This is a genomic window from Bacteroides sp. D2 (assembly GCF_025147085.1).
Classification (GTDB): domain Bacteria; phylum Bacteroidota; class Bacteroidia; order Bacteroidales; family Bacteroidaceae; genus Bacteroides.
The window spans coordinates 3,426,902-3,442,500 of record NZ_CP102261.1 but is presented as its reverse complement, the minus strand read 5'-3'; the positions used below and the strand labels follow the sequence as shown (position 1 = coordinate 3,442,500).

The 15,599-nt window shown below is 43.2% G+C and carries 12 protein-coding genes; all 12 read right to left on the bottom strand.

The annotated features are described in order from the left end of the window. Positions 1-14 precede the first annotated feature (14 nt). Positions 15-1,403 carry an MFS transporter gene (locus NQ505_RS11910; RefSeq protein WP_009000584.1) on the bottom strand — a complete coding sequence of 463 codons (1,389 nt, stop codon included), beginning with the start codon at positions 1,401-1,403 and terminating at the stop codon, positions 15-17. A gap of 246 nt (positions 1,404-1,649) precedes the next feature. After that, positions 1,650-2,042 (bottom strand): preprotein translocase subunit SecG, encoded by a 393-nt coding sequence (gene secG, locus NQ505_RS11905; protein ID WP_009000583.1) that lies wholly within the window; start codon positions 2,040-2,042, stop codon positions 1,650-1,652. A 6-nt stretch (positions 2,043-2,048) separates the two neighbouring features. After that, a complete protein-coding gene (locus NQ505_RS11900; RefSeq protein WP_009000582.1) occupies positions 2,049-2,828 on the bottom strand; it encodes a hypothetical protein in 780 nt (259 codons plus the stop codon). 5 nt (positions 2,829-2,833) lie between these two features. Continuing rightward, positions 2,834-3,361, bottom strand: a complete 528-nt coding sequence (gene lptE, locus NQ505_RS11895; RefSeq protein WP_009000581.1) for an LptE family protein — start codon at positions 3,359-3,361, stop codon at positions 2,834-2,836. Then, positions 3,348-4,589, bottom strand: coding sequence for a sigma-54 interaction domain-containing protein (locus NQ505_RS11890; RefSeq protein ID WP_009000580.1), 1,242 nt, complete (start codon positions 4,587-4,589; stop codon positions 3,348-3,350). The genes lptE and NQ505_RS11890 overlap by 14 nt, the downstream gene beginning before the upstream one ends. Before the next feature lie 8 nt (positions 4,590-4,597). Then, positions 4,598-5,692 carry a 4-hydroxythreonine-4-phosphate dehydrogenase PdxA gene (pdxA, locus tag NQ505_RS11885; RefSeq protein ID WP_009000579.1) on the bottom strand — a complete coding sequence of 365 codons (1,095 nt, stop codon included), beginning with the start codon at positions 5,690-5,692 and terminating at the stop codon, positions 4,598-4,600. A 4-nt stretch (positions 5,693-5,696) separates the two neighbouring features. Beyond that, positions 5,697-6,740, bottom strand: a complete 1,044-nt coding sequence (locus tag NQ505_RS11880; protein ID WP_009000578.1) for a DUF4837 family protein — start codon at positions 6,738-6,740, stop codon at positions 5,697-5,699. 18 nt (positions 6,741-6,758) lie between these two features. Next, complete coding sequence (gene rlmN / locus NQ505_RS11875) at positions 6,759-7,793, bottom strand: 23S rRNA (adenine(2503)-C(2))-methyltransferase RlmN (protein WP_032853819.1); 1,035 nt, start codon at positions 7,791-7,793, stop codon at positions 6,759-6,761. A gap of 103 nt (positions 7,794-7,896) precedes the next feature. Next, complete coding sequence (locus NQ505_RS11870) at positions 7,897-11,247, bottom strand: DUF4062 domain-containing protein (RefSeq protein ID WP_009000576.1); 3,351 nt, start codon at positions 11,245-11,247, stop codon at positions 7,897-7,899. A 209-nt stretch (positions 11,248-11,456) separates the two neighbouring features. Then, a complete protein-coding gene (locus NQ505_RS11865) occupies positions 11,457-13,598 on the bottom strand; it encodes a peptidylprolyl isomerase (protein WP_009000575.1) in 2,142 nt (713 codons plus the stop codon). A gap of 119 nt (positions 13,599-13,717) precedes the next feature. Then, a complete protein-coding gene (locus tag NQ505_RS11860) occupies positions 13,718-14,974 on the bottom strand; it encodes a hemolysin family protein (RefSeq protein ID WP_009000574.1) in 1,257 nt (418 codons plus the stop codon). Positions 14,975-14,977: 3 nt separating this feature from the next. Then, positions 14,978-15,592 (bottom strand): LPS export ABC transporter periplasmic protein LptC, encoded by a 615-nt coding sequence (lptC, locus tag NQ505_RS11855; RefSeq protein ID WP_009000573.1) that lies wholly within the window; start codon positions 15,590-15,592, stop codon positions 14,978-14,980. Between the last annotated feature and the right edge of the window lie 7 nt (positions 15,593-15,599).

Here is a 15,599-nt window from a genome sequence, read left to right as displayed (position 1 = left end):
TCGAATTGTAACTGTTACTTCTGGATATTTGCCTCTTCCAAACCATATCCTTTCTTCTTGTTCTCTGCTTTCAACATCAAAGCAACAATCAGAGCAAGTACACCAAAGAGAGCAAAAATAGTCATCGGCAATGTGTAATCATAAGTCTGTGCACCGTCTACCACCGGACCTTTGCAATAAGTATTCAATACCCATCCGATTAACAAAGGAACACCCATCAGTCCCCAGTTCTGTACCCAGAAAATCAAAGCGTAAGCAGTACCCAGCTGTTTTTCCGGAATAATCTTCGGAACAGAAGGCCACATAGCCGAAGGCACCAGTGAGAAAGCAAATCCCAATATAATCATTATAATAGTAGCAAACCACCATATATTCAGTATAGGCAGGGCAAACATGGTATGTACAAAAATTAGCATCAATGATCCGATCACCATCAATGTGGCTCCCTTGCCGATACGGTCATATAACGAACCGAACAACGGAGTCAGGATAATTGCACCAATCGGCAACAATCCGGGAATCGTTCCCGCCAGTTTAGGATCTACATTATATTTCTGCACCATCAAGTCGGCAGCATATTTGATAAAGGGGAATACTGCCGAGTAGAACAATACGCATAGTAATGCGATCAACCAGAATCCTTTATTTGTGATGATATACACAATGTCTTTCATACGGAACGGTTCTTCCGGTTCCAAGCCTTCTGCATCCAAAGAAGCATCCAATTTCTTATCGTAGAAAGTATAAAGGAAGAAAGCAATGGTACCTACACACAGCATAATCAGACAAAACAGAATAGGAGCAGGAATATTGGTATGGAATGCACCACCCTCGTCCGTATATCCGAAGAAGTCTGCCAAAGGAACTGTCAATACCATCGCCAGAGTTGTTCCGATACGTGCCGTAGCCATTTCAAGTCCCATAGCCAATGCCATTTCCTTGCCCTTGAACCATTTCACTATAATCTTGGAAACAGTGATACCAGCAATCTCCACACCTACACCAAAGATAGCATATCCCAATGCAGCCAACGTCACCTGTGTTTTGAATCCGAAGAGCATGGCACCTTCCGGAAAAGTAGTAGAAATCGCATAGTATTTCAATCCACAACCAAACACCATCAATAAGCAAGCTCCCATTCCGGTGAAACGAACTCCCATTTTGTCCAAAATGATACCACCGAAGATCAGCATCAACAAGAATACGTTAAACCAACCGTAAGCGCTTGTGAAGAATCCATAATCAAGACTATCCCATAATAGTTCTTTCTCAAGCATGGGTTTTAGAGGAGACATTACGTCGGTGAGGAAATAGCCGCATAGCATAGTAAATGCGACCAATGCTAGAACACTCCATCGGAGTACGGGGGAGTCATTCAGTTTCTGTTTCAAATGTTCTGTCATTGTTATATTTAAAAAGTAGTTAATAATCTTATACAGCCAACAAAGGTAGTTAAATCTCGTTTGTTTCTATCACAAAGAGATTCTTTTTACAAGAAAAAGTTAAGTGCGGATTACACTGACCACTCGGAACATTGAAAATCCGTGTAATCTGCGTAATCCGCACTTAAATATCAAAGAAATGCAGCATCCGTCTGCACCTTCCCTTAAATGGTTTTATCCCAAAGCCTTACCTGACGGCGGAGCAAATTACTCTGCTTTAGGAGCAGGAGTTTCAGCCGGTGCCGGAGTTTCTGTAGCAGGTGCATTGGTAGCAGGAGCTTCAGTTTGCGGCGCAGCCGTACCTGCGGGTAAGTTATACGGGTTAGTCTGTTGTTCTTTCTGTGCCTGTTCCAACACTGCGTCTTTAACAACAGCAGAACGAGGAACTACATAAGCAGTAGCAATGCTCATTACAACCATAAAGATGGCCAGGCCCCATGTTGCTTTTTCCAGAAAGTCTGTAGTCTTGCGCACGCCCATGATGGCGTTAGATGAAGAGAAACCAGAAGCAAGTCCGCCTCCTTTTGAGTTCTGAATCAGCACGATGAAACACATCAACAAGGCTGCAATAACCATTAAGATAACGAATAATAAGTACATTTTTAGTTATTTTGAATTAGCGTTAATAATCAATTTCTCCAAAAATCTGATTTGGTCTGCAAAGTAAGCATTTTTTTTTGGATATTTCAAGCTTAATTTTTTAATTATTTCAAGAGCTTTTGAATATCGTTGCTGTTTAACATAGATTTTTGCCAAAGTTTCCGTAAAACAGCTGTCATCTTCCTCTTCTTCCTCCTTCGTTTCTTCTTCGGATTCGGAGAGCTCGTCCGAAGAGGTTGTGGAAGATGACATTTCTTCCCTTAAAGGTTTCATGCAGAGGGGAGAGTCGCTCTCGCTCTTTTCTATAAAGTCGTCAATCAGTTCGTAGCCTTTGAGTTTGGGCATTTCTTCGGACGACTGTTCCGTGTCCAGAGTCTCCTCCAAAAGATAAGAGGTGTAATCCATCGAATAGTCGAAGCTGGTCTTGGCAGTCACCTCTTCGGGTACTGTGGACAAGAAAGCATCGATCAATGCCAATGTGCGGTCTACAGACGGCTCGTCTTTCAGTACCTCCGTAAGAGGTACTCCCTTTTTCCGTGCCTGCACATTGTAGCGGTCACCTTCAATCAACTGGAACAACTGCCGTCTGTCTGCAATGTAAAGAACCGCTTTCCGCAGTTCTCCACCGAAACTAATATCATGGAGAATATACAAGTTCTTCAGATACAACAGACGAAGCGACTGAAAATACGGATACCTCGCAAGAAGGTTGCGCAGTTCGTATAAGGTATCCCTATTCAGCGTTTCGGGATGCTGAATCCATTGTTGAAAGTTAACAGAAGTCATTTATATTACCAGTTTGCTACAGTTGCATTAAAAATTTGGTCGGTGATCTCTTTAGACATTTCAGCAATCAATCCGTCCTGTACGGCAGTCAGCAACTGGGTAGAGTCGTAGGTACGGAAAGCAGAAAACTGTTGTTCAAAGTCTTCGGCATGATTGGTATTGTTGACAAAGCGTACATTGACGGTAATAGTTAACTTAGTTTCCGAAGAATAACCGTCGGCAGATACTGCCTGGTTATACTGATTGTATCCTGTGATTTCTCCGTCAATCTGCAAGTCGGCATTCTGACTCGGCTTGAGCAGTTGCAGACGGGTTTGCCGGATGAAGATATCTTTCAGGTCTTCATTAAACTTGGTCGCCAACGGAGCATACACATACTCCGACTTGATCGGGAAGTCGGCTATCGAAATAGTCTTTACCTTATCATAATTGATAGACGATCCGTTAAACTTATAGGAGACAGTGCACGCGATGACTACCAACGGCAAAACGAACAGTACCAAAGGGCGTATTATTTTCTTAATCCAATTCATATTCTTTTATTTTTCTATAAAGTGTACGCTCGGAAATATTCAAGTCCTTAGCCGCACTTTTCCGCTTTCCATGATGCCTTTCAAGTGCTTTGCGGATCATTTCTTTTTCCACTTCGTCCAGTGACAAAGGAGGTTCTTCTACATATTCTTCCGTGTCTTGTATGTCATCATCATCCTTGCAAACCGCAGGCTGCATGGTATGAATGATCGCAGGTACCGAAGGTTGGTGTGTCGTCACTACCGGGGTAGTAACCACCGTTCCCACCTGTCCTACCTGCCCCACCTGTCCGGCACGTTCAGCCATCAGGTTGTGTACCATCTTCTTCAACTCCGCTACCTCCTGACGCATGTCGAACAGAACGGAATAAAGAATCTCCCGTTCACTTTCAAAGCCTTTACTTTCACGTGTTCCCATCAGTGCGGGAAGACGTTGTATATTTTGTGCGGGAAGATAATTCTGTAAGATGGCGGCAGTGATCTCCCTGTTTGTTTCAATGATGGATATTTGCTCGGTGATGTTCTTCAGCTGGCGCACGTTACCAGGCCATGGATAAGCCAGCAATTCTTTCTTGGCATCCTCCGTCAGCTGAATAGCGGGCATCCGGTATTTCTCTGCAAAGTCTGCGGAAAACTTACGGAACAACAGGAGCACATCGTCTCCACGTTCACGCAAAGGAGGAATCTGGATAGGTACCGTATTTAACCGGTAATATAAATCTTCACGGAAACGCCCTTCGGCAATCGCTTGTGTAAGATTGACATTGGTAGCTGCCACAATACGAACATCCGTCTTTTGCACTTTGGATGAACCTACTTTTATAAACTCGCCACTCTCCAACACACGGAGCAAACGCGCCTGGGTAGGCATCGGCAACTCCCCTACTTCATCTAGGAAAATAGTACCACCGTCGGCTTCGCCAAAGTACCCTTTCCGTTCGCCAATCGCACCGGTAAACGCACCCTTCTCATGCCCGAACAGTTCGGAATCAATCGTACCCTCCGGAATAGCGCCACAGTTGACAGCGATATACTGTCCGTGCTTCCTCCGGCTATATTGATGAATAATCTGCGGAAAACTTTCTTTTCCGACTCCACTTTCTCCGGTAATCAGCACAGACAAATCGGTAGGAGCTACCTGAATGGCAACATCTATGGCGCGCGACAATGCTTCGGTATTACCTATAATACCGAAACGTTGTTTCACTTGTTGTATCTCTGCTTTTGTCATTACTTGTTTTAATCTTCGTCTACTGTATCCAGTTTCAGTTTATCACTATCATCACGTTTCTCGTAATACTGTTTACGCAACGGATTGGCACGAGCCACTCTTTCCCGCTGACGATTACGGAACACGTCGATGGCAACATAAATTGCCTGACGGAAAGAATCTTCACAAGCCAGTCCCTTGCCTGCAATGTCATAAGCAGTGCCATGAGCCGGAGAAGTACGTACTACCGGCAGACCTGCCGTATAGTTTACTCCATCTTCCATAGCCAATGCTTTGAACGGAGCCAGTCCCTGATCGTGATACATTGCCAGGATACCGTCAAAATGAGTATAATTGCCTGAACCCATAAAGCCGTCGGCCGCATAAGGGCCGTAGCAAAGGATTCCTTTCTCTTCCATTTCTTTCATGGCAGGGATAATCACTTCCTGCTCTTCCATTCCCAACAAACCACCGTCTCCGGCATGAGGATTGAGAGAGAGCACCGCAATACGCGGAGCGCCGATACCGAAATCCTGTTTCAGGCAACGATGGAATATCATCAGTTTCTCCTGAATCAGTTCTTTGGTAATCGTAGTCGCGATCTCTCTGACAGGGATATGTGTCGTCACCAAAGCCACCCGGAAGTCATTCTTCATCAAAATCATCAATGACTTATCACCATTGCCCAGACGTTCTTCGATATATTCCGTATGTCCGGGGAAGGAGAACTCTTCCGACTGAATCGTATGTTTGTTGATCGGAGCTGTCACGATGACGTCGATCAAGCCTTCGCGATATTCTTCAATGGCACGTTCCAAGGCTCCCAGCGCAGCTTTACCCGCTTCGGGATCGGGTTTGGAAAATTCCACTTTCACCTCATCATCCGTACAGTTCACCACACTCAAGCGGTTGTATCCCGCTTCGGTGGCAGAGTTGACAATACTGAAATTCGTCTGTATGTCCAACGCTTTACGATGATAAGCCGCTACTTTTGGTGAACCGTAAATGATCGGAGTACATAGTTCCAACATTGTAGGGTCAGAAAATGTCTTCAGAATCACCTCATAGCCCACCCCGTTAATATCTCCCTGGGTGATACCTATTCTTATCTTGTTATCTTCCATGTTTTTATTTTTTAGTTTGTTCCGCTGCCGCCTTGGATACACCTCCCAATGGAATCTGATTCTGCTGAACCTCATTCGGAAGTTTCAGTGTATAAAGAGATGCTTCCATCTGGCGTACCAGGTTGCGTTTCATTTTATCAGGTGAATAAACAAATATTTCTGCTGTAATAATTCGTTGGTTTTTCTCGTCCAGACGAGTGTGGGAAACGTATGGGCCACCCATAAAATCACCCTTCATACGCCACAAGCCGCGTGCTTCCATCGTATAGCTATTCTGTACATTGATGGGACGAACGTCGGTCAGCAAGCTGTCAGTCGACATATAAACGCCTTTCTTGAATCCGGGGATATTGGCCTGCATCACAGAGTCACGTTTGTGCACAAAATATTCTTTCGTAAATGTATCCTTGTCAGTATAAGGATAAGAGTACATCACGAAATTACGGTCGGCAGTACCTGTGTTGGTAGAAGCCCAGAAAAAGTCCTCACCGGTTTTAGAATTGGTCAGTTCGGAAGGCAACCAGATGTTGCAGCCGAACAGGCTATCCACTTTATTGGAGATAAAGTTACTGTGTTTTTCTTCCAATAACGTAATCTGACGGTTCATTTCCGCACGGGTAAAGAAGTCGACAATCGTCTTTTTATTCTCTTCTACAAACTTTTCAAACTCTTCTTCGTTCGGAGCCTGGATAGTCAATATCATTTGCGGATTGGCATATACGTCTTTCGCATATTTGAAAGATGCTTTCGTATATATATCCTGTATATCTACAATAATAATGTTACGTATCAGTTTCAACGTAGAATCATAATCTTTCGGTGAAGTATACATAATCCGGAAAGAGGGTTCCGACTGCGGCAAACCGGGCATATCAGAATCGAGCGCATCATGTAAAGCCCTTCCGGCAGCACGATCCCAAACACCGTGATCTATTACAACCAGAAGCTCGTAGGCACGACCACTAGAGGTATGATTTCCTTTCAGACCACAAGAAGCAACGACAAAGGCTACCAAAGCGATGCTTAAATAAAAAAAGTACTTTTTCATGATGTTCGGTTTTATATATTAACTCTCATTATTTTCTTCCTGTTTCGCTGTCGACAACATACCACAAGCTGCAAAAATATCTTCTCCTCTTGAAGAACGGATGGTGGTGAAAAGCCCGTGTGACGTCAGATAATCACGAAAACGGGTCATCGTATCCATGTCCGCTCCTTCGAGGTCTACCCCCGGTATGGCATGAAAACGAATCAGATTCACTCTGCAATCCAGTCCGCGAAGAAGCTTCAGTAACTCTTTGGCATAGACCTGCGAATCATTAAGCCCTTTAAAAACAATATATTCAAATGAAAGTCGACGTTGTTTGCTAAAATCATAGTTTTTTAACAGTTCCACCATCTCGGTGATCGAATATGCCCTTTCTGCCGGCATCAATTCGGAGCGTTGAGCTGTCAACGGAGAGTGAAGACTGATGGCGAGATGGCAATCATTTTCTTCGATAAAACGCTGCAATCCTTTCCGTAGTCCAACTGTAGAGAGTGTGATACGCTTCGGGCTCCAGGCATAGCCGTAGTTAGCGGTCAGTAGTTCCAATGCTTTCAGCACCTCATCCAAATTATCAAGCGGTTCACCCATTCCCATCATCACAACATTGGTCAGTTTGTCGCGTTCCGGCAGCGAATGAATCTGGTTGATGATCTGACTGGCGGTCAGGTTGGCGGTATAGCCTTGTTTACCCGTCATGCAGAACTTACAGTTCATCTTGCAACCTACTTGTGAAGACACGCACAACGTTGCCCGGTCGTCATCCGGAATATAAACCGACTCTACAAAATGATTCTCACCAACTTTATAAAGATACTTCACCGTGCCATCTACAGAGCGCATTTCATCTACCGGAGCAGCTGCTCCCACCTCATAGTTCTGCTTGAGCAACTCCCGGTGTTTCAATGACAGATTAGTCATTTCATCAATCGAGGCCACCTTCTTTTCGTAGAGCCAGGATACAATCTGTTTGGCTGTGAATCCGGGCATACCGAGTCTTTTTGCCAATGATTGAAGCTCCACGAGGGTCATTCCTAAAAGGGGATATTTAGACATTCTTCTTTCTGTTGATGGTTTATATTTGCAAATGTAAGGAAATAAAGTCGATTTCTATATAGCGAGAATGCAAAAGTTAACAAAAAAGGGAAGTAGACCCAAGTTATGAACGAACCACATCTATATATTGAAGCAGCTTTTTCGCTACTGCAGAGTCACTACCATTCTTTTTCACTTCATGATCGTACGCCTCACGAAAACAGGCCAACGCATCTTCCCGTTCATTACAAAAACTGTGTAAAACCCCTAGATTTTGACAAGCCAGAATCGTATGATCGTCCTCCCACCCCAAGTACTTCTTTCGTAGTTCAAGCTCTCTGGAGAAAGCATCTTTCGCCATTGGATAGTTTTCCGTTTTTGCATAAGCTTGCGCTTCATAGTAACAGACCTCACTAGAAACGTTAGGATCAATATCCTCGTGAATATCTAAAGTCGTTGCAATACGAATTACGTTCCCATACTCCTTATTCTCGTAATATTGTCGCATAATATCACATCTCAATGCCTCGTAACGGACTGTTAATTCAGCCAGACGCGGCTTTTCACTGAAAAACTTTTCATGCAGAAGAGACTCACGGAAAAATAAAGTAGAACTTTGTTCATCTCCACGCTCCTTCATCACCCGCTTAAACTCCTTGCACAAATGATACAACTCTTTGTGACAAGCCACGATCTGTTTCCTATTATCTATCTGTATAGCAATACCCAACGCCTCATTCACCAAACTCCACGCTTCATCATATCGCTTAATATAATAAAGACATTTTCCCTGCATACGCAAACATTTAGCCACTCCACTCGACAGTCTGCCATTCAAAGATTCGTGCATTTCAGCCACTTTCCGGAATTTCTTGGCGGCACTCTCTTCCTCATCCCTATAATAATCACAATAAGCCAAGAATTCGGAAAGTTCAATAACTTCTGCCTGACTCTTCTCGTCAGTAGAAGCCGCATGATAATTAAGCGCCCTATTCAAATAAATCACAGCTTCATTGTATTGCTCATTGTAGTAATATGCCAGACCCAGATTCCGACAGGTATTGGCAATCTCCAATTCCGGAGTTGGTACAATACTTTCCTGCATCACCAATGCTTTCAAGAAACAGTCGCATGCCGTTTCGTATTCTTCATTGCGGGCGTACCGGCATCCTTCATTCATCTTTAATACCGACTTGGCAATTAACGGTATCGCTTCTCCTTCCATACTTTTCTCGCTCACCTCCATTGCCGCCTTCGTCAGATGGAAAGAGCTGCTTAAGAAAGTAGCCATGTCATTAGCAATGACAGGAATCAAAAAAGAGTCAATCTGACCAAAGTCCAATTCAACATAGGCTGCAGGCGTAAGCGAAGGATTATCGTTCATTATCGCCTTCCAGCAATCTTCTAATAGAGAATAATTAGTGCGATACAGGATTTCGAAGGTTTCCGCATCACAAATCCAATCTCTTAAAAAGTCCCAATGTTGCATCTTATAACTTTGATAAGTAATTTCCACTTGATAGCGATAAGAGTCATGGTAACAAAACTGTTTCATGCGATAGTTATAATCAGCAAAAGTCAATGGATGCGAAAGAGTATCGCTATCATCCAGAAGAGCAACAATTATTTCCTTGCGACACTCGTCTATAGACGCATCATCTTGAGCAAAACTCCGTTCAATCGCCTCTATCATTTGTGTATCACAAATGCAATATCGCCCCCCTTTGTTGGTGAGCCAGCTACTCATTTCCACCCTCAACTGCGACCAAAGCAGCTGATTAATACCTGTCATACTCTTTACCTCATCTTCGGTAAATCCTTCTAAAGTAAGTGAAAGCATTAAAAGCGCTCTTCCAATCCTATCGAAACCATAATCAGACGACAAACGCCGGAGCACACTGTCGTAGAATTGAGCAATCTCGTTTATCTGACAATATCCACTCATATATTCACTAAGAGTATCATATTGACCAAACGAAACTAATTCATTGAGCAACACATTTAAGCAGCGCGGTTGTTTAGCCAGTACCCACGAGCTAAGAATATCTTCTTGCTGTGCAGACAGAGCCTTAGAATAGGTAGACAAATATTGTTTTGAAAACGACTTTGCATCAGCCTGCGAAAAGCCATTCAATCGGTAATGAACGTACCTGTTCTGGACAAAAGGCAGATATGCAGTAGATGACGCAGCAAAACTTAACACGACCTTCACATTGGACGGTATAGATCCGAATAAAGAAAATAGAGATACTTCCGTTGAATTTAGATAACTGATGTCATCAATCAATAAAATGATAGCATATTTTGATCTCCCTAGCGCAGCCCATAACTGACTGAACTTTTGAATAGAATTCAAATCTTCCTCAATCTCTTTAATGTTTCGAAGTGTATTTTCTGAAAAACCGTCCAATACATTATTCCCAAACACCATTGATTCTCTCACAATATCCAGAATCGATCTGGCTGTACCTTGAGTTGAGTCTGATTCCTTTGAAACTTCAGCGGTAAACAAATCTTCTTCACCTAAAGTCTGACATTTGAGTGCATTCTGGCATTTTGCAGCTAATGCCCTCACCAAAGTCTCCGGATAAGAAGACAGCGTAGTATTGTCCAATCGATGATATATGGGAATCATCTGCGTATCATTGTTCACCCAATCACTCCAATGAGCCAGCAGAGCACTCTTACCAAGACCACCATCACCCGTTACAACGAGACACCGTTGCTCATCCGCAGCTAAGAAATCGGAAAAAGCCTGATCTGCTTCAGGTATTGGATGATAATTAAATAAGAGTTCATTACGGGTTAACTGTTCTTGCAATGCCTGGTTATCTTCCACAGTCAATACACTAGGAAACTCTTGTTCGAGCAATTCAGTGAAAGCAGATTCTACAAATTGACATAGCTGATCGGGCGAATCATACTCTTGCACAGGATAGCGGTCCTGCTGCAAAAGACACTCTTTAAGATGCTGTAACTTATGAAACTCCTCTTTAGGACAAGAGGGATCAGTAGCCGACTGTTTGATATAAAAATAGGCATGCAACGGATTGGGATTGCGCAGTACGCCAAACTGCATTTCCATCTCTGTCACACTCAAGCGGTTATTCAAATCATCTTCCACCCAACTATATTCCAGGCTATCACTGAAAGTCTGCGATAAATCTTCATAACTGGGACACCATCCATAGCGTTCGCCTACCATGCCAATGAAGAAAGGCCGGGAATGCACTATCTCTTTCAAACAGATTTCAACCACCTTGCCACTTTTTGCATCTTCTTCTGTGATCCCCCAACGCAGGTCGACCAATGAAATGGTAACACCACGACTGGCAGCCTTCACTTGCAAACCTTTAAATAGTTTGACTAATGCAGAACGCTCCATCTCCATATCTCTGAACGTTGACGAAAGGAACACACGAATAGCACGTGAATTTTCAGCGGGTACTGAATACTGGGCAAGTTGTTTTATCATAATATAGATTTGTATTAATAAATGAGATCTTCCATAGACTCGATTAACAAACATTGGCAAGTTATAGAAAATTTATCAGATAACAAAAACCGCAAACGGAAAACGACAATAAAAAAAGGCACGGATTACACGGACTCGCGGTTCTTTATCAATTAAAACCGCGCAAATCCGTGTAATCCGTGCCCGAATATCTATTTCCTATTACTTCCTTAGAAGAACAGGAAGCGTGTATCTTTTACGTTTGCTTTCAGATACAAGTCATTCATCAGACGGTTGGCAAAACGTGCGTGCATGTTAGTCAGCGTAGCTTCTTCAGCTTTTGCGTCGAATGTTTCGTTCAACTTGTCTCTACCGTATACTTGCAATACAAATACTCCGGCATTACCTTTAATAGGAGCACTCAACTGATTTTCTGGAGCAACAGAAGCATAAGCACCTACCAACGGTTCGCTGCTACGCAATGCTGATACATAAGCAGGAGCTGCAAAAGTAACCATCTTCAAAGAGTCGCTGACTGCATTAGCCATATCTTTGTACTGGTTGAATGAAGTTGCATTGGCAGCTTTCATGTCAGCCATGATCTTTTCAGCTTTCTTGTCTTTCACGATTTCAGCTCTCAACTGATCCTGTACAGCTTTCAACGGACGGTATCCTTCCGGTTTAATGCTTACCAGACCTACCACCATCAGGTGATCGCTTTCGCCACATTCGTACAAGCCGGAAACATCACCCGGTTTCGCTTTATCAAATGTCCATCTCAAAGCCTCTTTTGTACCTCTCACACCACCGATGTTATGTTCAGAGCTACTCAAGTCCATTCTGTCGAGCAATCTGTAACCAGCTTCTTCAGCGTTAGCTACCATCTTTTCTACACTAGGGTTAGCTGCGATAAACTGACTGAAATCATTATAAGCACGATTGTAAGTTTCTTTACTGAACTCTACTTCACGCTTGATAACAGCTACTTTATATTTATCTTTCACAGATTTCTTGTTAGTCACCTGAAGGATTACATTTGCTTGTCCCATCGGCAAGTTCACCAGTTCGTTCACACCTGTATTGTTGATAGCAGAGATGAATTTCAGGTTGTCACCATCTACCTGTGCACCTTCGTACTGTGCAGAAGTGATCCAGTTAGCATCACCAGTCTGGCCATATTTCTTTGCAACATCTGCAAAGTTAGCACCACCCTTGATAGCGTTATAGATACTGTCAGCCAATGTCTTTGTCTTCACTGCATCTTCTGCGTATACCTGGATCTGACGGAATTCCACAGAGTCGGCAGCAGCAGCCTTAGCAACTACTTTGAAAGAGTTGATTGTATTGTCGGCTCCGTTATAGTAAGGACCATAAATAGCACCAACAGAAGCAGAGTCCAAACGTGCAACTACGTCTGACGGGAAAGCTGTCTTGTTATAGAACAAGTCCACATAAGGAGCTTCCGAGCCAACCGAACGGATAAAAGAAGTATAATCATCCGTAGTAGTAGCCAACTGTGCAGTAGCTTCGTCTACTTCTTTCTGGATAGCTGCTCTATCTTCAGCACTTGCAGTTACCTGTACATCAATATATTTGACGTCACGAGTTTCCTGATATTGCTTGAATTGTTCTTTCTTCTTGTTATACAAATCTTTCAGTTCCGATTCTTTCACTACAATTGTAGAATCTACCACAGAAGAGTAAGGAATACCAGCCATCAACACATTGTACTGGTTTACTCTTGCGTCGAAAGCATCCTGTGCTTCCACCGGATTAGAAAGAAGAGCTTTAGACACCAATGCCTGGTATTTCTCTGCCAGACGGCTTTCAATCAAAGTTTTCTGAATGAATGTCCAGTATTTATACATGTTGTTGTATTGTTCAGCATACTGTGCCGGCATTTGTGATTCGCTCATTTTGGCATATTCCACGAGGAACTTGTTCAACATATCCTTGTCGAAGTTACCTGTTTGCGGATTCTGGAAAGGAGTTTGTCTCAACAAAGGATGAACGCCAGCTTTCAGGATGTCCTGAATTTCAGCAGCAGAAACAGTCAGTCCCAGTGCTTTTGCTTCTTTTTCAACCAGTTTATTGTTTACGTAGGAACGCCATACTTCATCGCGCACCTGATTGGTTTGTTCGTCATTCAAGGCGGTCACCCCACGCATGAGTTTCACCACTTCGGTATATTCTTCTACCAAATTCTGATACTCTTGAGCGGAAAGAGCGTCTCCGTTCACCTCACCTACGTCATGTGCCTGATGCGGCTGCATCACCTTCCATGCGTCACCCGCAATGAAAGCAAACAGCGCCAAGCCGATAACAATCACCAATAGAGGTCCTTTCGACCTAATGTTTTGTAACGTTGCCATTTTGATTAATACGATTTATGTTTATTATTATTTCTTTCTTTTGTCGTTTTAGCGCACGAAGATACAAAAAATGCTAATATGCATCTATTTATTGGCTAAAAATTTCTTGATTATCGTCATTATTCCAAGACTTTTAATCGCACGAGTTCTATTTTTGTCGCTGTGACCTTAATTATCTTGAATTGATAACGTCCTACCCGCACCACTTCATGCAGCTTCGGAAAACTCTGATATTGGTTCAGAATCAGCCCTCCTACCGTCAGGTAATCGTCCGATTCGGGTAAATCGAGTCCAAACGTCTCATTGACTTTTTCTATCTCCAAGCGGGCGGACAACACATACTCGCGTTCATCAATCTGCTTGCTGATATAGGAAGTATTATCGTGCTCATCTTCTATATCTCCAAATATTTCTTCTACCAGATCTTCCAGAGATACAATACCGGACGTACCGCCAAACTCATCCACCACTACGGCAATCGTTTTCTTTTGCTGCATAAAGAGCTTCATCAGTTTATTGGCGGACATGGTTTCGGGCACAATCGGCACCTGCTTCACATTCTCATGCCAGTTTTTCGGAGCACGAAACATTTCCGACGAATGGATATAGCCCACCACATTGTCGATATTTCCATCGTACACAATGATCTTGGAAATTCCGGATTCGATGAAGCGGCTTTTCAACTCGTCCAGCGAAGTTGTCAGATCAACAGCCACCACTTCGGTACGCGGAACGATACAGTCGCGGATTTTTATGTTCGAGAAATCCAAAGCATTCTGAAAGATTTTCACTTCCGTATCCAGTTCCTCCTCATTCTCGGCATTATCAATACTGCTTTGCACGAAGTAGTCCAAGTCGACTTTTCCAAACGCTCTGTCGGATGCATCCTTGTTAATCTTCATTCCAAAGACACGAAGGAATAAACAAGACAAACCTGAAGCCAGTTTAGAAATAGGATATAGAATGACGTAACAAATAATCAGTGGAATGGCAAAAACATTCAAGACCAGATTGGGATTGATTTTGAATAATGTTTTCGGCAGAAACTCTCCGGTCACCAGAATAATAAGGGTAGAAATAACGGTCTGCGCCAACACCATCAGAAAATGATTATCAATGAATCCCGCCAGCAGATTGTCGCCGATAATCTGTGCCATCAGGATACCATAGATGACCAGGGCGATATTATTTCCCACCAACATGGTAGAGATAAATTCATTCGGGTTCTTGAAGAAGATGGAAAGGATACGGGATGTAATTCCCCCCTTGCGTTCCATCTCAAAACGCAGTTTGTCTACCGACACAAAGGCAATCTCCATTCCTGAAAAGAAGGCGGAGAAGACCATGGTGATAATTAGAGAGATATAAATATTCATAGTTTATTTCACAGAATCTTTTCGCACTGAATCCGGCAGTGCTTTTGTTTCCGGTTGGGGCGGACCACCCGCTTCCTCATCCACATAGAAAATACCTTCGATATTATGGATGGTATATATGGTCATTTGCTGGTTCGAGTCGAATCCATGCCCTGTAATAATTCTGTCCGGTTGTTGAATACGTATAAACTTGTCGGAATACACCTTTTGGGTAGCTTCGTTCCAGTACAGCAGTTCCGTATTAAAACGCTCTCCTTTCCGGTTCTGTATATCTACGTTCCCTATCAGCTTCCAAAGCCTTTCTTTGTCATAATAGTAGGCAGTATCCGCTTTGATACTGGCTTCTATATGAAAGATAGAGTCGAACTGTTCCAGATATACACCTTTCTCAAAGGCCCAATAGGATGGTTTCTTACGGTCGTACACCGACCATTCTTCCGTATTCACTCTGTAGCGTGTCACTCCGGAATCGGAGATAAGGGTAGTGACTCCCAATGTTGTCATCATCGGAAGGGAATCACGTTCTGTGATAGCCTCACCCATAGCTTTCTTCTTTCCGCCACAGGAAGATAATAAAAGAAGCATAACAATCGCCCCGGAGGTGATTGTTATGCTCATGCTTTTA

Excerpts from the sequence above, each read along its gene's own strand:
- NQ505_RS11880 (WP_009000578.1), bottom strand. The coding sequence starts at position 6,740 with ATGAAAAAGTACTTTTTTTATTTAAGCATCGCTTTGGTAGCCTTTGTC.
- NQ505_RS11890 (WP_009000580.1), bottom strand. The coding sequence starts at position 4,589 with ATGACAAAAGCAGAGATACAACAAGTGAAACAACGTTTCGGTATTATA.
- lptE (WP_009000581.1), bottom strand. The coding sequence starts at position 3,361 with ATGAATTGGATTAAGAAAATAATACGCCCTTTGGTACTGTTCGTTTTG.
- NQ505_RS11860 (WP_009000574.1), bottom strand. The coding sequence starts at position 14,974 with ATGAATATTTATATCTCTCTAATTATCACCATGGTCTTCTCCGCCTTC.
- pdxA (WP_009000579.1), bottom strand. The coding sequence starts at position 5,692 with ATGGAAGATAACAAGATAAGAATAGGTATCACCCAGGGAGATATTAAC.
- secG (WP_009000583.1), bottom strand. The coding sequence starts at position 2,042 with ATGTACTTATTATTCGTTATCTTAATGGTTATTGCAGCCTTGTTGATG.
- NQ505_RS11865 (WP_009000575.1), bottom strand. The coding sequence starts at position 13,598 with ATGGCAACGTTACAAAACATTAGGTCGAAAGGACCTCTATTGGTGATT.
- NQ505_RS11870 (WP_009000576.1), bottom strand. The coding sequence starts at position 11,247 with ATGATAAAACAACTTGCCCAGTATTCAGTACCCGCTGAAAATTCACGT.
- lptC (WP_009000573.1), bottom strand. The coding sequence starts at position 15,592 with ATGAGCATAACAATCACCTCCGGGGCGATTGTTATGCTTCTTTTATTA.
- NQ505_RS11900 (WP_009000582.1), bottom strand. The coding sequence starts at position 2,828 with ATGACTTCTGTTAACTTTCAACAATGGATTCAGCATCCCGAAACGCTG.
- NQ505_RS11910 (WP_009000584.1), bottom strand. The coding sequence starts at position 1,403 with ATGACAGAACATTTGAAACAGAAACTGAATGACTCCCCCGTACTCCGA.
- rlmN (WP_032853819.1), bottom strand. The coding sequence starts at position 7,793 with ATGTCTAAATATCCCCTTTTAGGAATGACCCTCGTGGAGCTTCAATCA.